Origin of the sequence: Paraclostridium sp. AKS73 (assembly GCF_025671395.1) — a bacterium.
Lineage (GTDB): Bacteria > Bacillota > Clostridia > Peptostreptococcales > Peptostreptococcaceae > Paraclostridium > Paraclostridium benzoelyticum.
The window spans coordinates 18743-34330 of sequence record NZ_JAIXHU010000004.1 but is presented as its reverse complement, the minus strand read 5'-3'; the positions used below and the strand labels follow the sequence as shown (position 1 = coordinate 34330).

General features: G+C 30.5%; 11 protein-coding genes, 1 pseudogene and 1 riboswitch. Of the genes and pseudogenes, 9 read left to right on the top strand and 3 right to left on the bottom strand.

Annotated features, from left to right (window positions below; all coding sequences use genetic code 11):
- Positions 1 to 32: 32 nt before the first annotated feature.
- Both LEQ07_RS03795 and LEQ07_RS03790 read right to left on the bottom strand, forming a co-directional pair.
- Positions 33 to 1366: pseudogene (locus LEQ07_RS03795) on the bottom strand (amino acid permease).
- Positions 1367 to 1807: 441 nt separating this feature from the next.
- Positions 1808 to 1977, bottom strand: a riboswitch (Lysine riboswitch).
- Between the two features lie 218 nt (positions 1978 to 2195).
- Positions 2196 to 2690, bottom strand: a complete 495-nt coding sequence (locus LEQ07_RS03790) for a spore coat protein (RefSeq protein ID WP_025161988.1) — start codon at positions 2688 to 2690, stop codon at positions 2196 to 2198.
- Between the two features lie 102 nt (positions 2691 to 2792).
- On the opposite strand from LEQ07_RS03790, the gene LEQ07_RS03785 reads away from it, so the two are divergent.
- The 5 genes from LEQ07_RS03785 (at position 2793) to dhaL (ending at position 6922) form a co-directional block, all read left to right on the top strand.
- Positions 2793 to 3698 (top strand): PocR ligand-binding domain-containing protein, encoded by a 906-nt coding sequence (locus LEQ07_RS03785; RefSeq protein WP_332842897.1) that lies wholly within the window; start codon positions 2793 to 2795, stop codon positions 3696 to 3698.
- Entirely contained in the window at positions 3659 to 3826 is a 168-nt protein-coding gene (locus LEQ07_RS20695; protein ID WP_332842913.1) for a helix-turn-helix domain-containing protein, read from the top strand. Before LEQ07_RS03785 ends, LEQ07_RS20695 begins: the two co-directional genes overlap by 40 nt.
- Positions 3827 to 4017: 191 nt before the next feature.
- Positions 4018 to 5145: a glycerol dehydrogenase gene (locus tag LEQ07_RS03780; RefSeq protein ID WP_046823160.1), complete on the top strand. Its 1128-nt coding sequence runs from the start codon at positions 4018 to 4020 to the stop codon at positions 5143 to 5145.
- Between the two features lie 2 nt (positions 5146 to 5147).
- A complete protein-coding gene (locus LEQ07_RS20690) occupies positions 5148 to 5276 on the top strand; it encodes a hypothetical protein (RefSeq protein WP_332842896.1) in 129 nt (42 codons plus the stop codon).
- On the top strand, positions 5273 to 6922 hold the full coding sequence (gene dhaL / locus LEQ07_RS03775) for a dihydroxyacetone kinase subunit DhaL (protein ID WP_332842912.1): 1650 nt from the start codon (positions 5273 to 5275) through the stop codon (positions 6920 to 6922). Before LEQ07_RS20690 ends, dhaL begins: the two co-directional genes overlap by 4 nt.
- A gap of 93 nt (positions 6923 to 7015) precedes the next feature.
- Here dhaL and adhE read toward each other — a convergent pair whose 3' ends face one another.
- Complete coding sequence (gene adhE, locus LEQ07_RS03770; RefSeq protein ID WP_263329603.1) at positions 7016 to 9688, bottom strand: bifunctional acetaldehyde-CoA/alcohol dehydrogenase; 2673 nt, start codon at positions 9686 to 9688, stop codon at positions 7016 to 7018.
- A 379-nt stretch (positions 9689 to 10067) separates the two neighbouring features.
- Here adhE and LEQ07_RS03765 point away from each other — a divergent pair, with 379 nt between their 5' ends.
- The 4 genes from LEQ07_RS03765 to gadC (LEQ07_RS03750) all read left to right on the top strand — a co-directional run bounded on the left by LEQ07_RS03765 (position 10068) and on the right by gadC (LEQ07_RS03750) (position 15544).
- A complete protein-coding gene (locus LEQ07_RS03765; RefSeq protein ID WP_263329602.1) occupies positions 10068 to 10748 on the top strand; it encodes an NAD(P)/FAD-dependent oxidoreductase in 681 nt (226 codons plus the stop codon).
- A 259-nt stretch (positions 10749 to 11007) separates the two neighbouring features.
- Positions 11008 to 12510, top strand: a complete 1503-nt coding sequence (gadC, locus tag LEQ07_RS03760; RefSeq protein WP_263329601.1) for a glutamate:gamma-aminobutyrate antiporter — start codon at positions 11008 to 11010, stop codon at positions 12508 to 12510.
- A 43-nt stretch (positions 12511 to 12553) separates the two neighbouring features.
- Complete coding sequence (locus LEQ07_RS03755) at positions 12554 to 13879, top strand: glutamate decarboxylase (RefSeq protein ID WP_442952396.1); 1326 nt, start codon at positions 12554 to 12556, stop codon at positions 13877 to 13879.
- Positions 13880 to 14128: 249 nt separating this feature from the next.
- Positions 14129 to 15544, top strand: coding sequence for a glutamate:gamma-aminobutyrate antiporter (gene gadC / locus LEQ07_RS03750; RefSeq protein WP_046823166.1), 1416 nt, complete (start codon positions 14129 to 14131; stop codon positions 15542 to 15544).
- Positions 15545 to 15588: the final 44 nt, after the last annotated feature.

Sequence of the window (15588 nt, the reverse complement as noted above, 5' to 3'; positions counted from 1 at the left end):
ATCAGCCTTTTATTAGTTAATCAATATATTTATCAATTATTTATATTTTCATCAAAAGTTAAATCAACTTCATCTAAAGATACAACTTTAGTTTTATGTTTAATTTTATATCCAGCGTATAAAGCTATAAATAAAGGTATACCTATATAAGAAGCTATTAAGCTATGCCAGTCAACTCCATTTGGAGTTATACAAGAATATCCTTGGCCTAATATTATTATTAAACACATTATAAGTGCTAATATAGGTCCAAATGGATACCATTTAGCTTTAAACTTTAATTCGCTTAAATTATTACCTTGATGGATATAGGCTTTTCTAAATCTATAGTGACAAACTGCTATACCAACCCATGCTATAAATCCAGCAAGTCCAGATGCAGCAACTAACCAAACATAAACTGTACTTTCTGCAAATATACCTGTTAAGAAACACGCAGAAGCTACTAATGTAGTTAATATTAATGCATTTACAGGAACTCCTCTTTTATTAGTTCTTGCAAAAATTTAGGTGCAAGTCCTTCTTTAGCCATTGAATATAGCATTCTAGTTGAGGCATACATACCTGAATTACCTGCAGATAAAACAGATGTTAATATTACTGCATTCATAAGTGAAGCAGCACCAGCTATTCCTGCTTTTTCAAAAACCATAGTAAATGGACTTTCAGAAACACCAGCTTGAGTAAACGGTATAATAGCTCCTAATACAATTATAGTTCCTAGATAAAATATTAATATTCTCCAGAATATTGATTTTATAGCTTTTGGTATAGTTTTTTCAGGATGCTCACTTTCTCCAGCAGCAACTCCTATAAGCTCTGTACCTTGGAATGAAAAACCAGCAACTAAAAATATAGCAAATACAGATTTTATGCCACCATGGAATGGTCCGTCAGCTATAAAATAATTATGGAAGCCTATTTCATCAGAACCCATTACGCCAAGTATCATTAACACACCTATTATTAAAAATATTATTACAGTTACAACTTTAATTCCTGCAAACCAATACTCAGATTCACCATATGCTTTTGCTGATAAAAAGTTTAACCCTACAATTATAGCTAAGAAAAATATACTCCAATAAAATCCAGGTACGTTAGGGAACCAATATTTCATAATTAATGATCCTGCAACCATTTCAGCAGCTATAGTTATTGCCCAGTTATACCAATAGTTCCACCCAAGTGCAAAACCAAGTGCTGGATCAATAAACTTTGTAGCATAAGAACTAAAAGAACCTGATATAGGCATATATGTTGCCATTTCACCTAAACTAGTTATTAAGAAATAAACCATTATTCCTATTAACCCATATGCTAGTAAAGCACCACCAGGACCTGCTTGGTGAAGAGTATCACCCATTGCAAGGAATATACCTGTACCGATCGATCCTCCTAGAGCAATCATATTTAGATGTCTAGCTTTTAACCCTCTTTTTAACTCTTGATTTTCATTACTCACTTTACTTATCCTCCTTATGGTAGTTAGTTTTCCATAAGTAAGTAACTAAGATAATAAATCTTTATGAAAATAAAAAATTCACTTCGCTCATGTCGCTCAAATTTCATATCGTCAACGTCCACTCGGTAAACTCGTGTCCCGTTACTCAAACGACTTCGTCCGTTGCTCAAAAAGCTTTTTTACGCTCAAAATGTATTATATGGATATAACTAAGTTTCATAGGCTATATATGAACTTTGAATAATTATAATCCCTTAAGCGTAAAAAAAGCCATGAGACTATGCTCATGACTTTATACGAAAAAATCCATACTAACTAAGTATGATGATACCGTACGCTTTCATTGAAAATAGCACTCCACAAAATGTGACAGTCTTATATATATTTTATATAAGCCCAGTAAATAGTGTTAAAGCTATTAACTATTTACTTCGGCGAAATTTCCTTTCATATTACTTCATCGAGCTTACCTCCATAATACTACTAATAAGTTTCGCGCCTCTATCTCAGTTATCTACTTGTTGTATACAATTATAAAACAAATTTAAAATAAGTCAATAAAAAAAAATTATATTAGTAAAGTTAACTATTTTCAGATGATTTATAAAAATGAGAAAAATTAAGTTAAATTAATAAAGAAAATCATTGATATACCGATAATATATAAATATTTAACACTACAAAAATAGTTAAGGATGTGATCCATTAATTGATATCACATCCTATTTTTCTAGTTATACATATTATGTTGACTCATGTAATTGTAAATTTTTTCTCCGTGTTCTTGTTCTTCTTTTTGAATATGATTTAAAACTTGGCGTATGTTTTTATCTGCAAACTCAAAGATAGCTGTATTATATGTAGATGATACATATTTTTCAGTACTAAGTGAGTCTTGGCATAACATTTTATCTTGTTCATTATAAGCATTCATTTGTGATGATTGTAAATTCATGTTAGGCATAGTATTTGAATTTTGCATATTTGAGTTTTGATTTCCTTGGTTTTGACCTTGAGCTTGATTAACATTTGGAACAGTACCACTTAAAATTTGATTTATTGAAGTTAAGTGTTGTTGTTCGTGTTGAGCAAGTTCATTAAATAAACTTTTTAGCTGTGGGTCTGAAGCTTTTTGAGCATATTCTTGATATTTTTGAACACATAATTGCTCATGGCTTTTTTCGTCTTCTAATAACATTTTTTCTTTAGCAGTTAAATTTAACATAAAATCCACCTCCACTAAATAGTCTGCATAATAAACAATATATTATTCATATATGATAAAATTAGTACATGATATAAAATTGCCTTTAAAGGAGTATGAAAAGTGAGAAATGAAAATTTAAGTCTAAATAAGATAATAGATTTCAAGAAATGGGATAATTTGCAAGATTATCTTTCGCTAGTTACGAAAATGGCAATAGTTATAGTGGACTATAAAGGAAATCCGATAACTAAACACAGTAGATGCCACAAATTTTGTGAGTTAGTAAGAGGTAATTCTAAATTATCAAAGTACTGTGAAAAATGCGATTCAAGAGGTGGGTTAGAAGCTGTACGAATGAATAAACCATATATATATTTATGTCATTACAATATAGTTGATGTTGCTATACCTATTATAGTAGATGAAAAATATATAGGTGCAATAATGGCAGGGCAAGTGAGAATAGATGATTATGAATCAACAGATATGTTAGAACAAATATTAAAAGTTCCAGATAAAGTACTAGAACAAAATGACATCTCAAATCAACTTAATCAATATTATAATGATTTACCTGTTTTATCATATAAAGAAGTAGAAGATACATCTAATATGTTATTTTTATTATCTAATTATATAGTAGAAGAGGCATTAAATAAAAATTTGATTTTAGAGATGTATGAAAAAACTATGAGAAATGGAATAGAAATAGATAGTAAAACTTTTACTGGATACAGCATAAAAAATATAGAAAGTGTTAAAAAAGAAATTTCTAATGCTATTGTGAATAGGTATATAACTTATGATCATAAAGAAGACAGTGAAGAAATTAATGTAAGCAAAACTTTAAAGCCAGCAATACAATATATATATAACAATAAAAGTGAAAATATATCAATGGAAAGTATGGCTAAGTTATGCCATGTTAGTTCAAGTTATTTTAGTAGACTATTTTCAAAAGAAATAGGTGAAAATTTTCAACATACATATCAAAGCTTAAGATTAAATGGGCAAAAGCTCTTTTAGAAGAAACCGATATGACAATAAATGAAATCAGTGATGAACTTGGATTTAGCGAGTCAGGATACTTTATAAAGATATTTAAAAAGTATGAAGGTGTAACCCCAAATTTATACAAAAAGCATCTTAGATAACAGATAAATTGAATTTGTTAAAAAAATTTCGAAAAGTACATAAATTCCAATTATATAATTTAAGTTCAAAAAATTACGGTTTTAAATCGTAATTTATTAACATCTATGTCCAATGCATTTTAGGGAAAACGGTATTATAATTAAGTTAACTTAAAAATAATATCACTACAAAATACAAAGGAGAGATTAATATGAGAAAAGCATTTATATGTCCTACAAAATATGTACAAGGTCAAGATGAGTTATTAAATTTAGGGTACTTCATAAAAGTATTTGGGGATTCAGCTTTATTAATCGCACATAAAGATGATATAGAACGTGTTAAAGATAAATTAGATTCAACTGCTAAAAAATTCGGGGTAACTTTTGTTGAAAGTAACTTCAAAGGAGAATGTTCTAGAGAAGAAGTAGCAAGATTACAAGAGTTAGCTAAAAATAATAAATGTGCATGCACAATTGGTCTAGGCGGAGGTAAAGCAATAGATACTGCTAAGTGTGTAGCTCAAGGAGATAACTTAATAATAGTTCCAACTATAGCTGCAACAGATGCACCTACAAGTCATTCAGCAGTATTATACACACCAGATGGAGCATTTGATGATTATGCATATTTCAAGCAAAGTCCAAGTGTAGTTTTAGTTGATACTACAGTTATAGCTAAAGCACCAACAAGATTTTTAGTTTCAGGAATGGGAGATGCTTTATCAACTTACTTTGAAGCAAGAGCAACAGCTAGTTCATATTCAAATGTAAATGCAGGTCTACCTTGTGGTTATAGAGAAGGGTTATGCGGAGAAGCTAAGGGAACTAATACAGCATTAGCTTTAGCAAAATTATGTTATGAAACTCTAATAAATGATGGAGTTAAAGCTAAAGTATCATCAGATTGTAACTTAGTTACTCCAGCTTTAGAAAACATAATTGAGACAAATATTCTTTTATCTGGACTTGGATTTGAAAGTGGAGGATTAGCAGCAGCTCATGCTATACATGATGGACTTACTATATTAGAAGGAACACATAAATACTTCCATGGTGAAAAAGTTGCATTTGGAACAATAGCACAATTAGTTTTAGAAAATGCACCTAAAGAAGAAATAGAAGAAGTATTAGAATTTTGTTTACAAGTAGGGCTTCCTGTTTGTCTAGAAGATATAGGGGTAGAAACTATTACTGAAGAAGAATTAAAAGAAGTGGCTGAAAAAGCATGTATTAAAGAAGAATCTATATATTCTATGCCATTCCCTATAAACGTTGATGAAGTTGCAGCTGCAATAATAACAGCTGATAGCATAGGGAAAAACTATAAAAACAGATAGAGGTGTTACATTATGAAAAAATAATAAATAAACCAGAAACTGTAGTTATGGAAATGTGTAATGGAATAGCTATGGCACATCCAGAACTTGAGTTTTTAAAAAAATATAAAGTAATTAAGAAAAAAATATAAATAGAAATAAAGTTAGTTTAATAAGTGGTGGGGGAAGTGGTCATGAACCAGCACATGCAGGATTTGTAGGAAAAGGTATGTTAGATGCAGCTGTTTGTGGAGATGTGTTTGCATCACCTTCTCAAATACAAATATATAATGCAATAAAAGAGACTGCAAGTAATAAAGGAACATTACTAATAATCAAAAACTATAGTGGAGATATTATGAACTTTAGAAATGCAGCACATCTTGCTATAGAAGATGGTTTAATTGTTGACTATATAAAAGTAGATGACGATATTGCAGTTGAAGACAGTTTATATACAGTTGGTAGACGTGGGGTTGCAGGAACGGTTTTAGTTCATAAAATAGCAGGAGCTGCAGCTGAACTTGGTATGAGTTTACATGAAGTAAAGGAAGTTGCACAAAAAGCTGCTAATAATGTTAGAAGTTTAGGATTTGCACTTACATCATGTACTGTACCAGCAAAAGGAACACCTACATTCCAATTAGAAGAAGATGAAATAGAATTTGGAGTTGGAATACATGGAGAGCCAGGTGTAAGAAGAGAAAAAATATCTTCTGCAGATGAGCTATCTAAAAAAATAGTAAATGATATATTAGCAGATATGAAAATAGAAGATTCAAATGAAGAAGAAATTGCATTAATGATTAATGGTTTTGGAGGAACTCCACTTCAAGAACTATATTTACTTAATAATTCTGTTATACGTGAATTAGCTAAGAGAAATATCAAAATATGTACAGCTTTTGTTGGAAACTATATGACTAGTATAGATATGGCAGGAGCATCTGTATCTATAATGAAATTAGATACTGAGCTAAAACATTTATTATCTCAAGTAAGTGAAGCACCTGGATTTAAGGTTTCAGGAGCTTTCGTACCAGTAGAATATACAGATATATATGAAGATGAAAATAACATAGATGATTCAAATGTATGTTTTGAAGTACAAACTAATAAAGATTTTTCAAATATAGAAGATTACAGATTCACTTTAGAAAATATGATTTATGTAGTTGATAAAATGAGTGAAATAATAATAAGAAATGAAGTACCATTCTGTGAATTAGACTCTTATGCTGGAGATGGAGATTTTGGAATGAGTGTAGCAAAAGGATTTAAGCAATTAAAAAGAGAATGGGCAAATATACTTTCAATAGAAGACCTAACTATTGGTAAATTCTTAAATGAATGTTCTATGGTAATAATGGAATACTGTGGAGGAGCATCAGGACCAATATGGGGAAGTGCTTTTAGAGCAGCAGGAAGATATTTAGGAGATAAAGATGAACTTACTGTTTTAAACTTTGCTAATATGATGGATGCAGCTGTTAATGGTGTACAAGCTACAGGTGAAAGATCATTTGGTAGAGGAGCTGGAGTAGGAGATAAAACTTTAATAGATGCATTAGTACCATGTGCAAACTCATGGGAATTAAGCGTAAAAGAAAATGATACATTTAAAGAAGCTTTTGAAAAAGCAGCAAGAAAAGCTGTAGAAGGAGCAGAGTCAACTAAAGAAATAGTAGCTCGTATGGGTAGAGCAGGAACTGTTGGAGAAAGAAGTTTAGGATATCCAGATGCAGGAGCTCATGCACTTGGAGTAATCTTTACTGAAATATCTAATGATTTAAAATAGTCATCCCATGAATTTCATTTTATATAGATTAAGAACCTCAACTTGTTAAAGTTGAGGTTCTTTTTTATAATTAATAAATATGTATTTTAAAAATTAATCTAAAGCACAATTTAACTTACCTTCTAGGACTTCTTTTGCTACATTTGCATTTCCGTAATAAACATTTAAGTACATTTGTTTAATTTCGCTCATTAATGGATATCTAGGGTTAGCCCCAGTACATTGGTCATCGAATGCTTGCTCAACCATTTCATCTAAACTTTCTAAGAATGTAGCTTCATCTACACCCCAATCTTTTATAGTTTTAGGAATTCCAACAGTAGATTTTAATTCATCTATTTTAATTAATAGTTTATTAAATTTATCTTCATTTGAATTTCCGTTAATACCTATGAATGAAGCTATTTCAGAATATCTTTCTAAACATTGAGGATATTTATATTGAGGGAATATACCCATTTTTATAGGAGCAGAAGATACATTGAATTTTAACACTTCATTTATTAAAAGTGCATTCGCAACACCATGAGGTATATGGTGGAATGAACCTAATTTATGAGCCATAGAGTGGCAAACTCCTAAAAATGCATTAGCAAATGCCATACCTGCCATTGTAGAAGCGTTAGCCATTTTTTCTCTAGCTTCAGGATCAGTTGTTCCGTTTTCATAAGCTCTTGGAAGATATTCAAATATAGATTTAACAGCTTGAAGAGCTAAGCCATTTGTGTATTCAGTTGCCATCATAGATGCATAAGCTTCTAAAGCATGAGTTAAAGCGTCTATACCAGAAGCTGCAGTTAATCCTTTAGGCATACTCATCATTAAGTCAGAGTCTACTATAGCCATATTAGGCATTAATTGATAATCAGCTAAAGGATATTTGATTCCTGTATCTTGATCTGTTATAACTGCAAAAGGTGTAACCTCAGAACCGGTACCAGCAGAAGTTGGTATAGCTACGAAGTAAGCTTTTTCACCCATTGTAGGGAATTCATAAACTCTTTTTCTTATATCCATAAATCTCATAGCTAAGTCACCAAAGTCTATTTCTGGATGCTCGTACATTGTCCACATGATTTTACCTGCATCCATTGCACTACCACCACCTATGGAAATTATTACATCTGGTTTGAAGTCAGCCATAGCTTTAGCACCAGCTTTAGCAGTTTCTAATGTTGGGTCTGGCGCAACATCATAGAATGTATGATGTTTAATATTCATTTCATCCAATAAATTAGTTATAGGTTTTGTATATCCGTTTTGATAAAGGAAACCATCTGTAACTATAAAGGCTCTTTCTTTTTTTAGAACATGCTTAAGCTCCTGAAGAGCAACTCCTAAACAACCTTTTTTGAAATAAACTTTTTCTGGGGCTCTAAACCAAAGCATATTTTCTCTCCTTTCAGCTACAGTTTTTATATTTATTAAATGTTTAACACCTACATTTTCAGATACAGAGTTTCCTCCCCAAGAACCACATCCAAGTGTTAAAGATGGAGCTAATTTGAAGTTATATAAATCTCCTATACCACCTTGAGAAGCAGGAGTATTGACTAAAACTCTACAAGTTTTCATAGAATTTCTAAATTTTTCAAGTTTATCAGATTGAGTTATTGTATTTAAATATATAGAAGATGTATGACCTAAACCACCATCATATATAAGTTGATCTGCTTTAGATATTGCATCATCAAAGTTTTTAGCTTTATACATTGCAAGTACTGGAGATAATTTTTCGTGAGCAAAAGGTTCAGATATGTCAACTGACTCAACTTCACCAAGTAATATTTTAGATTCTTTAGGTATTGAAAGGCCAGCTAACTCAGCTATTTTATATGCAGGTTGACCTACTATATCTGCATTTAGACCTCCGTTTTTATTTAATAAAATACCTTTTACTTTTTCTATTTCAGATTTATTTAACAGGTAAGCACCACGTTTTACAAATTCAGATTTTACATTTTCATAAATACTGTTTAAGACAATAACTGATTGTTCAGAAGCGCATATCATACCATTATCAAATGTTTTTGAAAGTAGTATTGAATTTACAGCAGTTTCTATATCAGCGCTATCATCTATTATTGCAGGAGTATTACCAGCTCCAACACCTATTGCTGGTTTACCAGAAGAGTATGCAGATTTTACCATACCAGGGCCACCAGTTGCTAGTATAATATCGGCACTTTCCATTATAGTTGTTGTCATTTCAAGAGATGGTTCATCTATCCAACCGATAATACCTTCTGGAGCACCTGCTTTTACAGCAGCTTCAAGAACTACTTTTGCAGCTTGAATAGTTGATTTTTTTGCTCTAGGATGAGGCGATATTATAATACCGTTTCTAGTTTTTAGGGCAATTAAAGTTTTAAATATTGCAGTTGAAGTTGGATTTGTAGTAGGAATTACCGCAGCAATAACACCTATTGGTTCCGCTATTTTAGTTATACCAAAAGCTGAATCTTCTTCTAAAACCCCGCAAGTTTTTACATTTTTATAAGTATTGTATATATATTCTGAAGCAAAGTGATTTTTTATAACTTTGTCTTCTACTATACCCATATTAGTTTCTTCGTGTGCAGTTTTTGCTAAAGGAAGTCTTTGTTGATTTGCAGCCATTGCTGCAGCTAAAAAGATTTTATCAACTTGTTCCTGAGTATAAGTTGAAAATATTTTTTGAGCCTTTTTGATTTGATCTAGTTTTATGGCTAAAGATTCAGGGCCATCAACTACTGATTGATTAGTTTTTAACAATTCTTGTTTCATTTATGTTCCCCCTTGGTTTAATTAAGTTGTAACATTAAAAAAATGTATGCAACTTTTTTGCTTAGTGATAAAATTCATTGAAGATTTTTATACAACTATAATTATTTTTATCGGGTGATATGACTTAATGTAATTCTTGACTGAGATAAATGTACTAGCTTGTTAAAAAATTAATTTGTTCTTCAAAAACATTTTAGCAAAAAATCACCAGAAGGAAAGGGTAAAATTGTTAAAAATAAAACTAACTTAAAAAATAAAATTGGAAACGTTATCTAATTTTTTATATTAAGTTATAACGTATGTTACAGAATTAAATTAAATAAGTGGTTATAATAGATATATGAAAAAATTTAATTAAAATTTTAAGGAGAGAGATTTTATGAGCAATTACGGAAACTTACAAAAAATTAAAGATGGAAAGAGAACTTATGCAATAACTCCACATATACCAGGAGGATTTGTTTTACCTGATACACTTATAAAAATAGCTGAAGTTACAAAAAAATATAATGGTGTTCTTAAGTTAACATCTGGTCAAAGAATTTTAATAACAAATTTAAAGCAAGAAGATTTAATAAGTATATGGAAAGATCTAGATATGGAACCGGCAGTTAAAAATCAAAACTCAGTTAAAAATGTAGAGATATGCCCAGCTAACTTTTGTAAACGTTCAAAATATCCAACTATAGGAATAGGAATGAAAATAAGTAAAAACTTTCATGGAATGATACTTCCAAATAGAACTAAAATCGGTGTTGCAGGGTGTAGAAATGCTTGTACTAGTGTGTATTCTAAAGATATAGGTGTATTAGTAGATATAGATGGAAAGTTTTTTGTAACAGCTGGTGGTAGTGCTGGGTTTTATCCAAGAAGTGCAGATATAATAACTAAGGGATTAACTGAGGAAGAAGCTTATAACTTAGTAAAAACAATACTTGAATATTATAATGAGCATGGTCAAATGGGAGAAAAACTAGGAGACTTTATGGATAGAATAAGTATTGAAAAGTTTAGAAAAGATGTCTTACAAAGTTTAAATTTAAAAGAAATTTTAGAGTAGCAAGCTGAACTGCTACTCTTTTTTATGCTTAATAAAATGGAGATTACAAAAAACTATGGGAAGCTGTGAAACTTAAAATATAATTATTATCTGCTAAGAATGAATTTTTAGATTTTTACAACATTTACCAAATGTGTTTTGATATAAAAATACGGGGTATCTAATTAATACAAACACGGGTGATACCAAAGGGTCTAGGGATAGTAATCCGGTATTATTAGGTGAACTTATAAAAATTAAATATCAGGAGATGATTAAGATGAAACAGGCACAAGCTGCCAAAAAAAATTCACTTAGCTTATTCGCATTCTTTGCAATGACCGCATCAATGGTTATGACAGTTTACGAATATCCTACATTTGCTACATCAGGATTCAATTTAGTATTCTTCTTATTACTAGGAGGTATATTATGGTTCTTACCAGTAGCACTATGTGCAGCAGAGATGGCTACTGTTGAAGGATGGCAAGAAGGAGGAATTTTTGCTTGGGTTGGAAATACTTTAGGTGAAAGATTCGGATTTGCAGCGATATTTTTCCAATGGTTTCAAATTACAGTTGGATTTGTAACAATGATTTATTTTATATTAGGTTGTGTTTCATACATATTCGATTGGAATGCATTAAATAATGTTCCGGTTATTAAGTTTATTGGAGTATTAGTGATATTCTGGTTATTAACGTTTTCGCAACTAGGAGGTACAAAAAACACAGCTAAAATAGCAAAAGCTGGATTTGTATTTGGTATATTAATACCAGCAATAATCTTATTTGGATTATCAATAGCATACATAGTACAAGGAAATCCTATAGATGTAAAAATAGGGGCTCAATATTTTGTACCAGATTTTTCAAAAGTAAATACATTAGTTATTTTCGTATCATTTATATTAGCATATATGGGTGTTGAAGCATCAGCATCACATGTAAATGAGCTAGATAATGCTAAAAAGAACTATCCATTAGCTATGATTATATTAGTTATATTAGCTATAGTACTTAATACAATTGGTGGATTAACAGTTGCAGCAGTAGTTCCACAAAGTCAATTAAGTTTAAGTGCAGGAGTTGTTGAAACATTTAAAGCTTTAATATTACACTTTGCACCTCATAGTACATGGGTTGTAAAATTAATAGCTATATTATTAGCACTAGGAGTTATGGGGGAAGTTAGTGCATGGGTTGTTGGACCATCAAGGGGTATGTATGCAGCAGCTCAAAAAGGCATATTACCAAAATCACTAACTAAAACCAATGAACATGATGTTCCTGTAAACTTAGTTTTCGTACAAGGGATAATAGTTACAATATGGGCAGCTGTTCTTACTTTCGGTGGTGGAGGAAATAATGTATCATTCCTTACAGCTATATCATTAACAGTTGTTATATATCTAGTTGGATATTTATTATTCTTTATAGCTTACTTTACATTAGTACTTAAAAAAGATAATTTAAAACGTTCTTACCATGTACCTGGTGGAAAAACATTTAAATTAATAGTTGCAGCATGTGGATTTGCAACATCAATATTTGCATTAGTAATTTCATTTGTTCCATCAAATCAATTAAATGCAAAAAGTGCTCACGAATACTTAACTATATTAATAGTAAGTTTTGTAATTACAGTTTTAATACCATTTGTAATATATGCTATTACATCTAAAAAAGAGAAGTTAAAACAACAAAATAATAAGATTATTAAAAAAATACATTTAGGGAGGTTTTTAAAATGTTATATGGTAGAAAAATCAATTAGGAGATAGTTATGATACTCCAATATTTGGGACAACAGAATCTGGCTCTAGCGTGCCAAAAGATGTTTTAGGGAAAGATTCTATTGCTCCAAATTTAGCTTACAGATTAATTAAAGATGAGTTAATGAATGAAGGAAATGCAAGACTTAACTTAGCAACATTCTGTCAAACATATATGGAAGATGAAGCAACAAAACTTATGGCAGAAACATTAGAAAAAAATGCTATAGACAAATCTGAATACCCACAAACAACAGAAATGGAAAACAGATGTGTAAATATGATAGCAAACTTATGGAATTCACCAAAAGAATTAAATTATATAGGAACATCAACAGTAGGATCATCAGAAGCATGTATGCTTGGTGGTATGGCAATGAAATTTAGATGGAGAAACAGAGCAGAAAAATTAGGAATAGATACAACAAAGAGAAAACCAAACTTAGTAGTATCATCAGGATTCCAAGTTTGTTGGGAAAAATTCTGTGTATACTGGGATATAGAAATGCGTTTAGTACCAATGGATGAAGAACATATGAGCTTAGACGTGGGTAAAGTTTTAGATTATGTGGATGACTACACAATAGGTGTTGTAGCATTACAAGGTATAACATATACAGGAAAATTTGATGATATAAAAGCATTAGATGCATTACTTGAAGAACACAATAAAACAGCAAAAATAAGTGTACCAATACATGTAGATGCAGCATCAGGTGGATTATTTACACCATTTATAGATCCAGATATGGAATGGGATTTTAGATTGAAAAATGTAGTATCAATAAGTACATCAGGACATAAATACGGATTAGTATACCCAGGTATAGGATGGGTAATATGGAAAGATGAAGAGTACTTACCAAAAGAATTAATATTTGAAGTAAGTTACTTAGGAGGATCAATGCCAACAATGGCAATAAACTTCTCAAGATCAGCAAGTCAAGTAATAGGACAATACTATAACTTCTTAAGACTTGGATTTGAAGGATACAGAGAAATACATCAACGTACAAAAGATGTAGCTATGTACTTATCTGATGAAATAGAGAAAACAGGATTATTCAAAATTTATAATAATGGAGAAAATTTACCAATAGTATGTTATAGATTGATTGATAATGCTAATGTGGAATGGACATTATACGACCTAGCAGATAGATTAGCAATGAAAGGATGGCAAATACCAGCATATCCATTACCAATTAACCTAGATAAAACAATAATACAACGTATAGTATGTAGAGCAGACTTAAGTCATGATATGGCTGAATTATTTATAAGAGATTTAAAAACAGCTATAAAAGATTTAAATGATGCAAATGTATTAGTTCATGGTAAAGAACCAGAAAACAAAGTGTACGGATTTACTCACTAATATAAAAAATATAGTATAGATTGAAAAAGTCTTAGTATTATTTAAAAAATACTAAGACTTTTTTTATTGTTTGTTAAATTGAAGGCTAATGAAGCTTAAATTGCAAAATAAAAATAAAATGAAACTTTTTTTGCAAAAAGTTTAATAGGATTATAATAGGGTAAATATACAATATAAAATTAAGAAATTATTTTAGGCCTATGATAATTTACATTGAGAAGAATTAAGACAAAATAGGAGATGATTGACATGAAAGAAGAAAACGCAGCTAGAGGTAATTCACTTACTTTGTTTGCATTCTTCGCAATGACTGCATCAATGGTTATGACTGTATATGAGTATCCTACATTTGCTACATCAGGATTTAATTTAGTATTTTTCCTTTTACTTGGAGGAATATTATGGTTTTTACCTGTAGCATTGTGTGCAGCAGAAATGGCCACAGTTGATGGCTGGCAAGAAGGTGGAATATTTGCTTGGGTTGGAAATACTTTAGGAGAAAGATTCGGATTTGCAGCGATATTTTTTCAATGGTTCCAAATAACAGTTGGATTTGTAACAATGATTTATTTTATATTAGGTTGTGTTTCATATATATTCAACTGGAATGCATTAAACAATGTTCCTGTTTTAAAATTTATAGCAGTTTTAGTTATATTCTGGGGATTAACATTAACACAATTAGGTGGAACAAAGAATACTGCTAAAATAGCAAAAGCTGGATTTATACTTGGAATAGCTATACCAGCAATAATATTATTTGGAATATCTATAGCTTATTTAGTACAAGGTAATCCAATTGATGTAAAGATAGGAGCTAGATATTTTGTTCCTGACTTTTCAAAAGTAAATACATTAGTTGTTTTTGTATCATTTATACTAGCATATATGGGAGTTGAAGCATCAGCATCACATGTAAATGAATTAGAGAATTCAAAACGCAATTATCCATTAGCTATGATTATATTAGTTATAGTAGCTATAGTACTTAACACAATTGGAGGATTAACAGTTGCAGCTGTAATTCCACAAGGTGATTTAAATTTAAGTTCAGGAGTAGTTGATACTTTTAAAGTTTTAATACTACATTTTATACCAAATGGAACATGGATTGTAAAATTAATAGCATTACTATTAGCATTAGGTGTAATGGGTGAAGTTAGTGCATGGGTTGTAGGACCTTCAAGAGGTATGTATATAGCAGCTCAAAAAGGAATTTTACCAAAATCATTAACTAAAACTAATAAACATGATGTTCCAGTAAACTTAGTTTTTGTACAAGGGATAGTAGTTACAATATGGGCAGCGGTTCTTACACTTGGCGGTGGAGGAGACAATGTTTCATTTCTTACAGCTATATCACTAACAGTAGTTATATATTTAGTAGGATATTTACTATTCTTCATAGGGTACTTTAAATTAATACTAAAAAGAGATGATTTAAAACGTTCTTATCAAGTTCCTGGTGGAAAAATATTTAAATTAATAGTTGCCGCATGCGGTTTCTTAACTTCAATATTTGCATTGATTATATCATTTTTCCCACCAAGTCAGTTAGTTGGTAAGAGTATACATGAATATTTAACTATATTAAGTGTAAGTTTTGTAGTAACAGTATTAATACCTTTTGTAATATATTCAATTACATGTAAGAAGAGTAGATAATATAAATAAAATTAATTAATAAAAAGACAAGCATTGTAATTCAG